Origin of the sequence: Myxococcus xanthus, from assembly GCF_006402735.1 — a bacterium.
Lineage (GTDB): Bacteria > Myxococcota > Myxococcia > Myxococcales > Myxococcaceae > Myxococcus > Myxococcus xanthus_A.
Genome location: NZ_CP017174.1, coordinates 4,836,783 through 4,852,539 on the forward strand (window position 1 = coordinate 4,836,783; position 15,757 = coordinate 4,852,539).

Sequence of the window (15,757 nt, forward strand, 5' to 3'; positions counted from 1 at the left end):
CCTCAGTGCGCCGGCAGGGCCGCGTCCAGTCCCTGCCGCATGGGCGGCATGGGCGCGTCACGGCCGGGACGCTGGCCCAGGATGCCCAGCCCGTTGCGCAGCGCCCCGGACTGATCTCGCAGGAAGTCCGGCGTGTCGTCCTCCGTGTCCTCAGCCACGTCCAGCAACCGGCCGCCTCCCTCCAGCCCCAGCGCCGGGTACAGCGCGCTCCACGGCAGCTCCGCCCGAGCGCCCGTGCCCCCCTGCCGGCTGCGCACCACCTCCACCGACCAGCCGTCTCCGTCCCGAGCCTCCGTCCGCAGCCGGACCACGCCGTCCGCTGGGGACTCTGGCGAAGTAAGCAGCAGGAGCAGCCCGCCGCCGCGCGCCGCCGCGTCCGCCAGCTTGCGCGCCTCCGCCAGGGCCACCCGGCACGCGCGCCCGCCGGGATTCACGCCGCGCGTCAGGTCCAGCACCACGCAGGCGAAGGCCCCGCTCCGGGCCAGCTGCACCGCCGCCCAGACGCGCTGCTCAGGAGCCTGGGGCCGGACGATGAGCAGCCGCTCCAGGTCCACACCCAGGGCCGCGGCCGAGGGCGAGTAGAGCTCCCGGGGGCCATCCACCCAGGCGCACAGCCGCGCCTCCTGGTGCGCCGCGGCCACCGCGTGCAGCGCCAGGCTGGTGCGCCCCGAGGCCGCCTCACCGCACAACTCCACCACCTGCCCCAGTGGCAGGCCCCCCGTCGGCAGCAGGGCGTCCACCGCCGACAGGCCCGTGCGGAGCACCGCCAGGTAGCGCCGGGGCGCCGCCTGCAACTGGCGGATCCGCTCCCGAAGCTGCTCCATGACCGAGCCCGTTCCCTGCCCCGCTCCCACTCGCTGCTCCGCCGCGCTCATCTCGCCTCCTCGCCAGCCCCTCCGGACCGGACGACCGGCGGGGCGGTCGTCCACTATCCTCAGAGGTCTGACATGCGCCTTCATGGGACGCATGGCGGTGGGTGCGTGGATCAGACCCGCTGGCGCGGGTTCACCCGGGCATCAGCCGGCGCAGAGGACCTTCACCTCCACCTTCTTGTCGTCCGCGCGGCGCAGGCAGCTCGACTGGAAGAACAGGCGGGCCGGGTACGCCTCCGTGGAGGCCTCGTAGCGCAGGTCGCCCGCGGCCACCGAGCACCGCTCCACCTCGTCATTGGCGCGCGTCAGCTCCACCTGGACCAGCCGGGGGTCGGGCAGGTTCACCACTTCGATGCTCTGCGCCACCGTGGCCAGCTCCGCGATGCGCAGCAGGGTGTCGCGGTAGTTGTCCCGGCAGATGGAATCGAGGTTGTCGAGCCCCTGGTCGAACGCCTCCGCCATGGCGCGCTGCCGGTGGCCGGGACCGTAGGAGGTCGGGCAGTCGACGTTGCGCACGAAGGTGCCGTCGGGCGTCACGTCGCGGATCAGCTCCGCCCGCTTGTCGGACAGCGCCACCGGCCCAATCGTGGCCCAGAGCACCTGACGCGAGGCCCCCGTTGAATCCCGGAGTTGCTGGAACGTGGCGAAGTACTCCTCCACCGGCGTCAGCAGATGGGACTGCTCACTGCAGTTGTCGATGGACGTGTCGTCGGACACCCACACCGGAGGAGGGCGCTGGATGGTGCTGCAGTCTTCCTCGTCGGTGACCACCGCCACCAGCAGCCGCGCGCCGTCGCGCAGGAACCCGGCGTTGCCGTTCTCCGCCCCCGGCGTCGACACCAGCGGCTCCGTCACGGCCAGCCGGACCGCCTCGAAGGGCGTCTCCTGCCCGCTGCCATCCGTCCCCCGGATCACCAGCCGGCGGAACTTCTCCAGCACGTACGGATCCGTGCCGTCGATGAAGCGCTCGTCGGTGGGGTTGCCCGCCGCGTCCGGCACGCGCTGCAACCGGCCAGACTCCCTGGTGTACTCGCGGTACTGCTCCTGCCCCTGGAACATGGCCAGCCGGTACACGGACGTGGTGATCACGCCCACCCGGAAGTCCTGCGAGACGCCGCTGCCCTCCTTGAGCGCCTCCAGGAAGGCGGGCAGCTCGGTGGCGATGGCGTTCTGCTCCTCCTCCATGGAGCCGGAGTTGTCGATGACGAAGAGGATGTCCGTCTTCTGCGGCGCGATGACGGGGGACTCGCTCTCGCACTTCCCGGGCAGATTGGAGCCCGGTTCGTCGACGGGCGACCGGCATGACGTCCACAAGAGGGACGGCAGCAGGAGCAGGTGGGCGAAGGGTCGGAGCTTCATGGGGGGCCTCTCGAAGAGCTGCGCACCCCGGCGGGGCGCCGCGTCAGATGCTAGGGGGGCGATCATGCCCCACCCTACGTCCGGACGCGAGACTTCCGAGGAACCCGGGAGAGATGACGGGGGGCGGAAAAACGCACACTGCGTTTGCCATGTCCGTTTTGGTTGTTACGTTGGTTCATCCGCCGCAGAAAACCTGGAAATGTTCACTGGTTGTCGAAGGGAAAAGGCTGAACTTCATGTCCGATGAGAAGAAGAAGGGCACCGCTGCGAGCGCTATGCCCACCGCGATGGCCCCTCCGGGGCTCATCAACAAGGAAGACATCCCGCAGGTGCTTCCCATCCTCCCCCTGCGCAACAGTGTCTTCTTCCCGGGCGGGGTGCTTCCGCTGGCGGTCGGCCGCCAGAAGACCATCGCCCTGATCAAGGACGCCGTGCGTGACGACCAGGTCATCGGTGTCGTCACCCAGCGCCGCGCCGAAGAAGAAGATCCGGGTGCCGCCGACCTCTACACCATGGGGACGGTCGCCCGCATCGTGAAGCTCCTGAAGATGGGCGAGGACAACTACTCGCTCGTGGTGCAGGGGCTCGCCCGCTTCCGCGTGGTGGAGCTGGTCCAGGAAGCGCCCTACCTCAAGGCCCGCGTGGACGCCGTGGAGGACAAGACCTCTTCGGAGAACGTGGAAGTCGAGGCGCTGGGCATCAACCTCAAGAAGCTGGCGCGCGAGGTCATCGAGCTGATGCCCGAGCTGCCCGCCGCCGCCACCGAGCTGGTGGAGAGCATCACCCACCCCGGCCACCTGGCGGACCTGATCGCCGCCAACGTGGACGTGCCCATCGAGGAGAAGCAGGCCGTCCTGGAGACGGTGGACCTCAAGGCCCGGATGAAGCTCGTGCTGGAGCTGCTCAACCGGAAGCGGGAGATCCTCAAGCTCTCTAACAAGATCGACTCCGCCGTGAAGGGCGAGATGTCGAAGACCCAGCGCGAGTACTACCTGCGCCAGCAGCTCAAGGCCATCAAGGAAGAGCTGGGGGAGATGGGCGAGGAGGAAGAGGAGCTCGACGAGCTGCAGGAGCGCCTGAAGAAGGCCGGCCTGCCGCCCGACGTGGAGAAGGTCGCCAACAAGGAGCTCAACCGCCTGAAGACGATTCCGGCGGCCTCCAGCGAGTACACCGTCTCGCGCACCTACCTGGATTGGATCGCCGACCTGCCGTGGGCGAAGATGTCCGAGGACAACCTCGACATCGAGAACGCACGCCAGCAACTGGACAAGGATCACTTCGGCATCAAGAAGGTGAAGAAGCGCATCCTGGAGTACCTGGCCGTCCGCAAGCTGAAGAACGACATGCGTGGCCCCATCCTGTGCCTCGTCGGTCCGCCGGGCGTCGGTAAGACGTCGCTGGGCCAGAGCGTGGCCAAGGCCACGGGCCGCAAGTTCGTGCGCCTGTCGCTGGGCGGCGTGCGCGACGAGGCGGAGATCCGCGGCCACCGCCGCACCTACGTGGGCGCCCTCCCCGGCCGCTTCATCCAGAGCATGAAGAAGGCCGGCACGAAGAACCCGGTCATGATGCTGGACGAAATTGACAAGCTCGGCGCCGACTTCCGTGGCGACCCGAGCGCGGCGCTCCTCGAGGTGCTGGATCCGGAGCAGAACAACACGTTCAGCGACCACTACCTCGACGTGCCCTTCGATTTGTCCAAGGTGATGTTCGTCGCCACGGCGAACCAGCTCGACCCCATCCCCGGTCCGCTGCGTGACCGCATGGAGATCATCGAGCTGACGGGCTACACCTTCGAGGAGAAGCAGAGCATCGCCCGCATCCACCTGGTGCCCAAGCAGCTCAAGGAGCACGGGCTGAGCCCGGACCACATCGACATCACCGACGAGGCGCTGCTCACGCTGACCACCGCGTACACGCGCGAGGCCGGTGTGCGTAACCTGGAGCGCCGCATCGCGGACATCTGCCGCGCGGTGGCGGTGGAGGTGGCCGGCGGGAAGACGGAGAAGCAGACCATCAACGCGGACCGGGTGAAGGAGATCCTCGGGCCCGAGATGTTCTACTCCGAGGTCGCCGAGCGCACCGAGGTTCCGGGTGTGGCCACGGGCCTGGCCTGGACGGCGGCGGGTGGCGACCTGCTCTTCATCGAGGCGACGAAGATGGCGGGCAAGGGCGGCATGACGCTCACCGGCCAGCTGGGCGACGTGATGAAGGAGAGCGCCACAGCGGCGCTGAGCTACCTGCGCAGCAAGGCCGAGCAGCTCGGCATCAGCCCGAACTTCCTGGAGAAGACGGACCTGCACCTGCACTTCCCGGCGGGCTCCATTCCGAAGGACGGGCCTTCCGCGGGCGTCACCATCCTGACGGCGCTCACCAGCCTCCTGACGGGCATCCGCGTGCGTCACGACACTGCGATGACGGGCGAGGCCACGCTGCGTGGCCTGGTGCTGCCGGTGGGTGGCATCAAGGAGAAGGTGCTGGCGGCGCACCGGGCGGGCATCAAGCGGGTTATCCTGCCCGAGCGGTGCCGCAAGGACCTGATCGACGTGCCGGATCAGGCGCGCAACGAGCTGGAGTTCATCTTCGTCACCCACATGGACGAGGTCCTGAAGGCGGCGCTGGAGACACCTCCCGTCGGTGTGGCGGGCACCCCGGGCGGCGAGCCGGGCAAGGAGGCTCCGCTGCCGAAGCCGGCCGAGTCCGCCCCTGAGGTCCGCGCCTAGCGCACGACCTTCCAGCCCATAGGAAGTGACACGGGCAGGTTCCCTTCTGGGAACCTGCCCGTTGTCTTTGCGGGACTGGTGGCGCTCAGAGCGAGAACAGGAAGTGACGCGGCTCCGGGACGCGCTTCACCCGCAGGATGTGACTGTGCTCCACGGGCAGCCGGGGGACGGCCTCTGGACGGGGAACGTAGAGGATGCCCGGGTCGTCCTCTCGGGTGAAGACGTACTGCCCACGCGAGCCCTTACGCGTGCAGCCCACGTCGAGGATGAGGTGCCGCTCGATGTCCGCCGCATCCGTGGTGTCCCAGTTGAAGCGGGTGAGTTCCTCCACCGTGAGGCCATACATCTCCGCCACGCTCTCCAGCGTCTCTCCGTCAATGACCCGGTGCTGGGTGACTCGTGCGAGGAAACGCGGCGCGCTGGCCACCCTCGCCCTCTGACCGCTCTTCGCGAGTTTCTGCTGGGACCACGGCCCTCCCGTCCGTACCAGCGCGAGGGTGTTATCCAGGGTGGCGCCCTTGAGGACGGACAGGACGTGGGCATTCCCCTTTGGAACGTCCCTCAGGTCGATGCGGCCCTCAGAATCCGTCCGAGCCTGCTGCTCAGACCGGTCGTCGAGTTGGATGCGTAACTGGACGCCGGCAATGGGCACATCGGTGACGTCGTCCACCACCTGAAGCCGCAGCCAGACCGGCTCCTCCACCGGCGCAGACACGCGTTCTGTCCGCGGACCGGAGAATGGCGGCGGAACGGAGGATTCACGCGGAGGAGCCTGCGCCAGCCGGAGGACTCCCGCGTCCAGAAGAAGCGCGGCTTGCCGCACCACTTCATCCACCGGCAGCGGTGCGCGCACCCCACTGCGGTGTCCATGCGCGTAGACCAGGGACTGGAGCGTGCGCTGATTGGACGCATCCTGCGCGAGCTGGCGCAAGCGCCGTTCCAGCGCCCAGCCCCCGGCAGGCATCACGAACGCGTACCCAGTGGGCAGACCCTCATGAAGCGCGAGGACAATGTACTCGCGTAACCCGTCTTTCAGACGAGGATGGAGAAACATGCTGTCACCTGGAGAAGACGTCTTTATTTGCGGTACTTCTGACCTTCACGGAGGTGCCGCTCCACCGGAACCAAGATGTCTGCCTTGGTGATGAAGCCCTTGCCGCCGCGGTCCAACCCCTTGTTGGGCTCGTAGCCTCTCGCCCCCTTGGCATAGCAGACGAAGGATGCGTCCTTGCCGAGCGCTTCCGGACAGAGGATGCAAGCGTAGACATCACCGAGATTGTCCAGAGGGAGCTTCGACCGCGCCTTCCACATGCGGAAGTACTTGGCGACATAGTCGAGCTGCTCGACAGCGCTCATCCTCACCAGTGCGGACAACTTGATATCGAGCGCATCTTTTCCTTCGTTGATGGCCGTGAACTGAATGAGGCCAAAAGCCTGATGCCCTGCCCGGTTCGGTGTATCGGCACGGAAGGCATTTCCTGTCTCGAAAGCCATGCACGCCATCAAGTCATCGGCGTTCATCTCCAGTTGATCGGCGATGATCAGCACCTTCCTCCGGAACGCCTCCGTCACATTCGGGTGACTGCCGTAGATGAGCGTGCCTTCGATGCGGCGGGGTGTTCCCTCCAGGTCCAGGTGGATGGCAGGAAGCACACTGGAGTGGTTGGCATTCGCCCGCTCCACCAGACGCGCTTCAATCCGAAACCGGCCCTTGCGCCGCATCCGCTCGACGAGCGCCGGCTCCCGGAGACGCGCCACCACCCGTCCACGAGCGTCGCATTGCCCCGCCGCCCCCTTCGCGACCTCATACCGGAAGGGCACGGCACCGAAGACAACGGGCTCCGCGACGTCAGCGAAGAACTCATACAGGCGAAACTCGATGACATCCCCCTCCTTTCCGTTGGGGATGTGGAGGGCCTGACAGCGGACTTCCAGGATGGACGTATCATCCGTGAGCTGGACGAACTCGGCGCGAAGTCCCTGGAGCCGGGGAACGCCTGGGTACTCCACGGAGAAGGCCGGTGGCGCTGCCACCAACTCGTCCCAGAGCCGCGCATCCGGCTTTGAGACTCGACCCTGGATGAAGACCTTCTGGCGGATTCGAGGATCGTCGAATCGAACGAGCGCCTCGTAGTAACGAGGATTCCCATCAAGGGGCCGCGCCTCCAACCGAAGCACCTCGGTCTCCCGAGAGGCCGTTGGCTCCATGGGACTCAGGTCGTCGCAGATCGAAAAGACAGGCGAAGCCTCACGCCAGTAGTCGAGATCCCCGATGACCTTCACGGTGATGAGCAGGTGGTTGTCGCGAGCCCCCAGCCAGACGTCCCCGAAGCGAGGCATGCGCGAAGGCCGGACCGCCAACTCCTTGGAGGCCAGTGCCGTCACCAGTTCCTGGCGCATCCGGTCCTGCTTCTGTCGCGCGGGAGCCCTGGCCAACGTTGGGGACTCCAGCCACAGGTCCTCGTCCTCGAACGCGAGGAATCGCGTCTCATCGAAGTCCAGCACCGAGCGGATGGGCACGTATTCATCGGTCCCCGTCAACGAGCGCGGAATCCGCAACAAGGCGAAGCTCTTCCGGTGCAGCCAGTCCTCAGCGTCGAGGAACTGCCGTAGGAACAGGCCCCTCTCGTTGGCGTTCACCAACACCGACCGCGAGACGGGGTCCATCAGGGTGAAGGACAGGGCCTCGCCACGCGTCTGAGCCTCGTACCGCCAGTGGGTCAGCTCCAGGGGGAGCTCGAAATCCGGCTCCAGATGCTCCACCGTCGCGGTGACCGCGTGGTGCTTGAATTCGAACCCGGTCAGCTTCGGCTTCGGGCACACGCATGCTCTTGGCTGCTCCCACACCACGTAGGGCCGCGTCTCCCCCTCGATGTCTCGGAGCACTTCGAGCCGCAGGTCGAAGGCGTACTCGCCCTGAATGGGCTCACGCCATGGCACTCGGAGACCATCCCCACTCCAGGCGCAGCCAACTCGCCAGTCCTTCGCGCCCAAGTCGGAAGAGCCCCATTCCAGCGCGGCATAGCGCTGCTCCTCTGGAGCCATCCTCGGCGCCACGCCACGCTTCGGCTCCACGGAGTGGTAGATGGAGAGCCGAAGCGTCGCGCCGGTGAAACGTGCATCCATGTCCGGCTTCAAGCGGAACCGTCGGCCAAACAGGACAGGGACGCTCAGGTCGAGCCCCCTGAGCCCCAAGGGGATGTCGAACTCGAAGGGCTTTTCGAGGCAGCATTCCTGCGCGAAGGGGAAGTCGGGGACGACGGTCAACTCCGCGTGGCCCCGGCCGAAGAAGCTCGCCTCGTAGATGTCCGCCTCGAACTCCAACGTGCATGACCTGCCATTGACACGCAGTGGGACGTTGACCAGCGTGTATTCCCGCGCTGGCATCCCACGCGCGTGCGTCTTGATCAGAACGCTGCAGACCGTGTCTGCCGGCAGGTTCTTGTGCGTTCCCTCCAGGATGAAGGCAATCCTGTCCTGTTCGGCCCGGTGGCTCCTCAGGGAGAGCTTGAGTTCCGTAGGGGCCACCGCGACGAGATAGAAGACGCCCTCGGCTCCCGGTTCACGCCGAAGCTCGAAGCGCTCGCCACCAGCATGTGACTGTGAAGCAACGGCTGTGTCCGCCATCACCCTTCCCCCTTCATGGGCACGGCGCCCAGGTCGTCTGACCACCACCACAGATTGGGGCGAATCCGCACTTCGTCGTGTACTCGGGGCACGATCCGCTCGGGCAACGAGAGATTCAGTTCCCGAGCAAGATCTGCGTCGTTCTCATGAATCGGGACGACACGGAGCACGTATTCCCTGGCACCCTCCAACGCGGCCTCGACATCATTGAGATCCACGTCCGCATGGAGCGCCCCTTCCACATCCGTCAGACCTTGCCCTTGGCGTTCCGGTTTGTAGACAACGCTGCCCTTCTTGAGCTTCAGCGGAAGCCCGGGCTGGCCGCCTGGCAGCGACGGACTGGCGAGTTCCAATCGGAAGGGTCTGCTCACCGGGACGGCCTCCGTCATGACGGCCACCTTCAGGCTGAAGGCATCATGGTAGTGAGACCGCGCTTCAAGCCTGGCGTTGCGCTGCATGGTGTAAGCACGGCCCTTCGCGGGCTGGACGTCGATCCGTTCGTGCCCCAGGGGCACATGCTTGTTCACCACCTCGGCGGTCGGGATGAGAATTCGCCCCTGAACCTGCGCATCCTCGAACCCGAAGGTCCGCACCACGCACCCATTCTGGATGACGGACTCACGTGCGGCGGCTTCATCGAGGGAACTGTGGCCCACCTTGATGATGGGTCGAGCCTTCTCCCAGAAGGTCCGATTCCCACCCAGAAACCGAGAGGAAAGCTGAATCCCCCGGGCGGTGACGAAGACCTTGGGCGCTTCGAGCGAAGGGATGTGAAGGACCTCCGACACCTCGGTGGACCACACCTCCAGCGCCCCCGCTTTGGCGCCGCTCCGCAGCGCGTCGAGCGTCACAGGTTCACACCGGCTCCCCAGCGTATCCGCCGTCACCAGACGCGAGTCCCGCGCGCTTCCCCCGTTCGGGAAGAACGCGCCGAACTTCACATGGACCTCATGGGTACCTGGGATGCCCTTCCGCAGTTCCGAGAAAGCAGCGCTGGCGTCGAACCGGATGACAAGTTCACCAGGATGACGTCCCTCCGCTGGCGCTGGGACTCGGACGCGAATCGCCCCCTTGGCCGCGTCCCCCAAGGCGGTGAACCAGCCATCCTCTCGAACCTTCTCGGCGGCATCCTTCAACCGCCGGGCATTCGTGGCCGTGAGCACAATGGACAATCCGTCCTCGGCCAGCGCGGACAACGCCAGCAACTGCTTCTCTGAATACGCGCACTGGATACGCTCCACCGCCTCCACGAGCGCCCAGGCCAACGGAGGCTCTGTCTGGGAAGCAGCGGCCTTCAAGAAGGCGCGGTAGGTGAAGTGCCGCGTCACATACGTTTCCAGCTTCTTGAGCGCCCCCTTCTGAATGAAGCCGTCAACGACGCGGAGTCCAGAGGCCTCATTGAACGCCGAGTCCTCCCGCCCCTGTACGGGGATGGCCACACGGGCCAGTTCGAACGCAGGTGCCTCCGGGTGCAGCCCTTCCTGCTTCGTGGCCTTCGCCCATGCGCTCAGAAGCACCCAACCCCGAAGAAGCTTTGGGCAGTTCTCCCTGAAGGGAATACGCCAGGAGAACGTTCCATCCTCGTGAGACTCGGGAGCGTAACGAGCCGAGGAAACAACCTGGCTCCCAGGAACCTCCGCCGACTCGCGCCCACCCAGCAACACCGGCGGGAGCACCTCCAATGTCGCGGTTCCCACGAGCCGGGCACCCGGCATGTCGAGCGTGCAAGCCCCCCAACCCGGCAACTCCACCTGCGCGAAGAAAGCACCATCGGTGCAACTTCCGCTCGCGAGGAAGCAGCGTGTGCCCTCATGCAGCACATGCAGTTCCACCTCATCGTCTCCACTCCCGCGCACCACGGCCCCCACGTCCAGGAGTTCCCCCACCCGGAATGCGGCATGAGCGCTTCGTGCTGGGAGCCACCCCACCGCGAGCACGTCCTTCGAGTTGCTCGGGCGCCAGGCCGGCAGGTCCGAGAACCGGACGAAGCCATGCCGGACCATGAGCATCAGGAGCCAGGCGAAGGTGACGGGGTGCGGGTTGTCGACCAGCCCCTTCGTAGGCAATTGGTCGACGTCAGGCGCCGCTGCGAAGAGCATCTTCTTGCCACCGTTGTCCCCCACGGGCCCGAGGAAGGGCACTTCCTCCGGATGGGCCCAGAATCCGACTGCCTCCGCGTAGCGTCCCAGCAGCCTCTTGGCCTCGTCCGGCTGCTGGATGTCGACGATCTGGCTCCCCATTCGAAGCTGCCCGTGAATCTCCAGATGCTTCATCACCTGAACGACGATGCTCTCCGGCAACCACTCGTTCAGGTGCCTGAGCACCACGTTTCGCCAACGGACGGACGCCAGCCTCTTGAAGTGCTGAAGCTCCTGCTCGAGTGCATCCTGAGCACCGCCGCCCACCTGCAGCAGAAGGCCGGCGCCGTCGGCCGGCTCCACGAAGATTCGTCGAGCCCCTGCTGGCAAGCGCACGTTGAGACGACTCTGTTTTCCATCGTAAGCGACGTACCGTTCGCCCGAGGGAGGCTCGAAGGTCAGCTTGAGCCAGTAGGTCCCTTCAGGGAGCGCGTCCTTGTAGTTGGTGATGACAAGCTCTGCGGGAAACGAAGGCTCGCCGGCATCACCAGGCGCATCATCGGACGAGAACGCGAGCGCGCGAGGTGAGCGAAGAATCGCCTTGAGCGCGCCGTGGTGATACGTCTGCTCGAAGCGGGAGAGGCACTCCTCTTCGGGGTTCCCTGTAGCGTGAATCGACTTGGGCGCCAGCTTCATCAGCGCGTCGAGTTCTCCCTTCGATGGGTCGAAGAAGTTGTTCTGGTCCGCCTCCTCGAAGACCTTGAAGAAGTCTCCCAGGCCCAGCGAGTCCTTCGCGAAGTCGAGGAAGGCCTTGAGTTGCCCTGGCTCGGATGGCGCCAGGATTTCCCAGTGGACGAAGCCATCTCCAATGGCCTTGCTCCTGCTGTCGACATAGCCAAGCACCGCGCCAGCCTCCAGCTTGAGCAAGGGGTGGCGCAGCGTCACCATCCGCCCCTCGCGCAGTGCTTCATGAATACCCGTCAGGTCCTGGTCCGCCGGCCTCCAGAGCGCTCGGACATCATCCCCCTGTGCCTCTCCCAGGCGTAGTGTCTCGGGCACGCCCAACCCCGTCCCCACGACGGAGTAGCTCCCCCCCTTCTTCTCGACGACATCCGCTCCCGCCTCCGGCAGGGCCTCCTGCAACCACCGCGTCTGGCGAAACGCCTCATGCGCCGGATCAACCACCGTCAGCGCGCCGTGGCGCCGCACGAGCAGCTTCAACCAGTCCACGTTCCGGTATGTGTCCGGGTCCTTCCAGTCCGGAGGAACGAGGTGCATGTAGAGGCTGTAGAACGTAAAACGCCGCGGCGGCTGGCCCTCCGTCTTCGCTGCCTCTTCGACATCGTGCCGGACGAGGACGAAGGAGTTGTGGTTGCCTGTGAATTCCCGGGCCAGTTCGTGCGCCTCGGGTCCATCCTCGACACGCTCCTTTTCTTCGAGGGGAGCAGGCAGGCCATGGGCCAATCGGACGGCCACCACGTAGCCCGGGGCAAAGCAACGAACCTCTCGCACGCCGGACCTGGCTGCGGAGCTCGTCGCCCCCTCCCGCGCCGAGAAATGCGACGCAGGCAAGTGGATTCCCGAATGAAGATTCCGGCGCATTCCCAATGGGAAGAGCCCACCGGGCGGCATCTCCGTCTCCGTAAGGGCGTAGCAGTTGATGGGCCGGAAGCGGATATCCCCGTGGTCGAACGGATACGCGACCGTGCGCATCACGTTGGTTTCGAGAAAGCCAGACGGGACGACGGTAGGACGGAGCGAGTAGAGAAAGGCTCCGCCCTTGTGCTCGTCGTGGCGGTAGTCCATGAACAAGTCGTCAGGCACCGCGCTATAGGTGTTCTCCTCGAACAGCTTGCGGGCACGAATCAGGACGACGGACGCCTGCGCATTTGCCCAGTCACCCCTGCGCACCCGGATGAGATCGTGCTCACCCGTGACTTGCTTCCTGGCGAGCGCCGCCAGGTCCGTGCCATCCCGAGAGCCTGGATCAGGAGGAAAGAAGAGATGGGTTCCCTTCTGAACCCCAACCTTGTTGTTCTGCGTTGCCGGGTCCGCGACCACCAACCACAGGTGCCTCCCGGTTCGGTCCACCAACCAAGCGAATCCGATGATCAGGATGAGATGAATGGGAGCATCTCTAGCAACGGAGAATCCCGAATAAAGAATGACCGGATTGTTGGCCGCGAGCGCTTTGAGAATCAGTGACAGCTTGTCTTCGATGAGACGAGGATCGCTCGCAATCCTCGCGGCGTGCCTTCGTCGATCCTGGAGTGAGTACGGCAACACATGCGAGTACGCCATGCCGAGCACAGCGGACGCACTGAGATTACCGCGGGACACGTTGGAATCACCGCGAGACGCATTGAATTCCGGAGGAACAACCGTGGCCCAATGAGGCGGTTTGCCCCCCCGATTGGACACGAAATACCCATCCAGATTTCCACCAAAAGGTGGCTCTACCGGCTTGAGATGAAACGCCCGCTGCCCTCCTGGGTAGCGCAGATCCAAGAAATGCCCTGGATTTCCACCATCCCAATGGGTGATGAACCTTGAGGCAAAGTCGCCCCCTTGGGTCACCTGATAATAGTTATACGCCATTGCACTGGCAGTCCGCCCACACCAATCAGATGGCCCTCCAGGATAGTGCTGTCCCAGCAGAGGCACCTTGAGGATGTGATACTCCTCCAGCGCAGACAACAGCAGCTCTGGCAACTCATATTGCCAGACGGCTCGATAGATATTCTGTCTAGACACGACTCGCTCCCCCACGAGTACGTTCAATTGCTCCGAATCAGTGCCCCCCGGCACTGGAGCATGACTACGGCCCGCCCTGCATACACTCCCCTCCGAGGTCGGGATACTTCTGAAATACATGCGTGCACGCCAGTTCGCCCAGGTATGCGATGTCGCCGTCAGGCTCTGGAAGCTTGAAGGTTTCCTGTCGTGCCTTCTCCCCGTCGATATCCGCGAGTGTCAACCGCAGAGTGTTCTCATGTTTCGACACAGCAGAAACCCATAGAAACTCCATGCTCTCTCCCTCACTTTCGATCATGACAAGGACGCGCCCGTGAATGTCCGGATCAAAGACGAGGAGATAGGGGCGCTTCAGGCAAGCATTCCATCGCATCCGAGGAATGCCATCCTCCGCCTTCATCGATAACAGTGCCCACTTGCTAGGAATCAATCGAAAGAAGGCCAGCTCAGCCTCATTCAGGACGTATTGCCCAAACGGAGCCCTCGAATAGACATCCGAAGATGCGCTGACACCAGAGAACAGCGCCTTGTCCAGCACTGACGTCAATAGCGAACTGGATTGCTCCAACACCTCGCCTTTGACCTGAATCGTCGCTGTTTCTTCGAAGCGCCTGTTATCGAACCGGAATCGCCCACGATATACAGTCAGACTTTCGGCCGAACCAAATGCAATGACGAACAACTCATTTCTTACCTCTGCCCGAACCTTGACCCCATCAACATGGCTCGTACTGGTGCTCCTCAGACAACGTTCGGGATCATTCACAGTGCAGACAAAATCAAACGGCCTCCGCAGGCTCGGTTTCTTTAGCCGCGCGACGGCATCCAAATTGCGCTCGAAGAACAACGTCGCCAGTTCCTTCTGAAGGCCAGCGTCCTCAGGAGCCAGCGTGGCGGCACGCAGGGCACTCTCCTCCCGCTGCTGCAACGTCCGCTTCGGGTCCTTGGCCTCCGCGGCGAGCTTCTCCACCGACGGCTTCTCGGGGCCCAGAAACGTCCCCACCACGAAGCCTTCCGCCTCTCCGCAGCGCACTCGGGCCCATCCCCCCTCGAGGGATTCCTGCGTCCTGCACTCCGTCCCAATGGGCAGCTTCTGGAGGACCTCCGCCGTCTTGCAGGCCGCCTTCCGCAGATTCAGCGAGGAACCCTGGACGTATGCCGGGGGCGGCTCTCCCCCAGCAGCGGCCATTAGCAGGCCTAGCAGCATCGTCTTCATGCCCTGTACCCCTCCCCCTCTGTTGAAGACACTGTCATGCCGGTCCGACGCAGGTTCATGAGTGGCTGTTCTGCTCAGTGAGTCGAATAAGACCGCGACGTGGGCTTCCAAACCACCCCATCAACAAGGGAGACTACGCAGCGACGCCCCTTTCTTGGGCATTTCAAGCACCATGCCGAAGCTCTTTTTGCTGCTGGGACTGGGACTCGCCCTATGGGCCAGGCCCGCCGCCTCCGCCGAGCCCACCACCGTCGCTCCCACTCCCACATGGCCCGCTCCGGGCGCCCCCCTCGCCGTTTCCGAGGTGCGCTTCCCCAAGGACTTCGGAAAGCGCCGCATCTACCTGGACGCAGGGCACGGCGCGGAGGGGAACACCGGCAACAAGGGCGTCACCTGCGAGGACGAGGAGACCTTTACCCTTCGAGTGGCGGAAGACCTGGCGAAGCGGCTGGAGGCAACCGGCCACTTCCAGGTGCGCCTGAGTCGCAGGCCGGGCGAGCGCGTCCCCTATCCCACCCGCGTCACCGCCGCCGAGCGGTGGCGCGCCCATGCCATGCTCAGCCTGCACTCCGACTCACGTGGCACCGCCACACCATGGTCTCCAAATCCGGACCAGGAGTGCAACCGGCAGGACTCCGCCCCTGGCTTCACCGTGCTCTGGTCCGAGTCCGCGGAAGCCACCACGCTCCTCCAGACTGGACGCGCGGGACTGGCCCGCGCCCTGGCGCGCAGGCTGGGCCAGGCGGGCTTCCCGCCCTATGACGGCGTGGACTACGAAGGCCTCTACGCCATCGACTCCAAGCAGCCCGGCGTCTTCGTGGCGCGTGAGCCCACGCACCGGCAGATATTCGTGCTGCGAAAGCCGCGCATCCCCTCCGTCATCATCGAGACCCACCATGCGCTCGACTTCGAGGAGTCCGCACGGTGGCGCGAGCAACGGACCCTGGAAGCCTTCGCCGCCGCCGTGGCCCAGGGACTGGTGGATGCGCTCGTGCCCGAAGCGGCCACCCAGCCTCGCACAACCCGCCCCCGGTGAACCCGAGCCGCAGCGTCCCGTGACATGCTCCAGGCCATCCACCGGACCTCATGATGGATGGCTCGCCATTCATAGGTGAGCGGTACATCGGGCTC

Annotated in this window: 8 protein-coding genes; 2 read left to right on the forward strand and 6 right to left on the reverse strand. The window is 65.0% G+C overall.

Annotated elements, in window-relative coordinates; all coding sequences use genetic code 11:
- Window positions 1–2 precede the first annotated feature (2 nt).
- Together BHS09_RS20025 and BHS09_RS20030 are read right to left on the reverse strand one after the other, a co-directional pair.
- The gene (locus BHS09_RS20025; protein WP_140798611.1) at window positions 3–875 is read right to left on the reverse strand and encodes an ImuA family protein; all 873 of its coding nucleotides are present in this window, start codon (window positions 873–875) and stop codon (window positions 3–5) included.
- 141 nt (window positions 876–1,016) lie between these two features.
- Window positions 1,017–2,231: a vWA domain-containing protein gene (locus BHS09_RS20030; protein ID WP_174259305.1), complete on the reverse strand. Its 1,215-nt coding sequence runs from the start codon at window positions 2,229–2,231 to the stop codon at window positions 1,017–1,019.
- A 236-nt stretch (window positions 2,232–2,467) separates the two neighbouring features.
- On the opposite strand from BHS09_RS20030, the gene lon reads away from it, so the two are divergent.
- Window positions 2,468–4,951, forward strand: coding sequence for an endopeptidase La (gene lon, locus BHS09_RS20035; RefSeq protein WP_140798612.1), 2,484 nt, complete (start codon window positions 2,468–2,470; stop codon window positions 4,949–4,951).
- A gap of 85 nt (window positions 4,952–5,036) precedes the next feature.
- Here lon and BHS09_RS20040 read toward each other — a convergent pair whose 3' ends face one another.
- From BHS09_RS20040 to BHS09_RS20055, 4 genes are all read right to left on the reverse strand, one after another.
- A complete protein-coding gene (locus BHS09_RS20040) occupies window positions 5,037–5,882 on the reverse strand; it encodes a LysM peptidoglycan-binding domain-containing protein (RefSeq protein WP_237079701.1) in 846 nt (281 codons plus the stop codon).
- Window positions 5,883–6,028: 146 nt separating this feature from the next.
- Complete coding sequence (locus BHS09_RS20045; protein ID WP_140798614.1) at window positions 6,029–8,578, reverse strand: hypothetical protein; 2,550 nt, start codon at window positions 8,576–8,578, stop codon at window positions 6,029–6,031.
- On the reverse strand, window positions 8,578–13,410 hold the full coding sequence (locus BHS09_RS20050) for a hypothetical protein (RefSeq protein WP_237079703.1): 4,833 nt from the start codon (window positions 13,408–13,410) through the stop codon (window positions 8,578–8,580). The genes BHS09_RS20045 and BHS09_RS20050 overlap by 1 nt, the downstream gene beginning before the upstream one ends.
- Before the next feature lie 64 nt (window positions 13,411–13,474).
- The gene (locus BHS09_RS20055; RefSeq protein WP_237079704.1) at window positions 13,475–14,626 is read right to left on the reverse strand and encodes an SH3 domain-containing protein; all 1,152 of its coding nucleotides are present in this window, start codon (window positions 14,624–14,626) and stop codon (window positions 13,475–13,477) included.
- Window positions 14,627–14,798: 172 nt separating this feature from the next.
- On the opposite strand from BHS09_RS20055, the gene BHS09_RS20060 reads away from it, so the two are divergent.
- Window positions 14,799–15,662, forward strand: coding sequence for an N-acetylmuramoyl-L-alanine amidase family protein (locus tag BHS09_RS20060; RefSeq protein ID WP_174260565.1), 864 nt, complete (start codon window positions 14,799–14,801; stop codon window positions 15,660–15,662).
- Window positions 15,663–15,757: the final 95 nt, after the last annotated feature.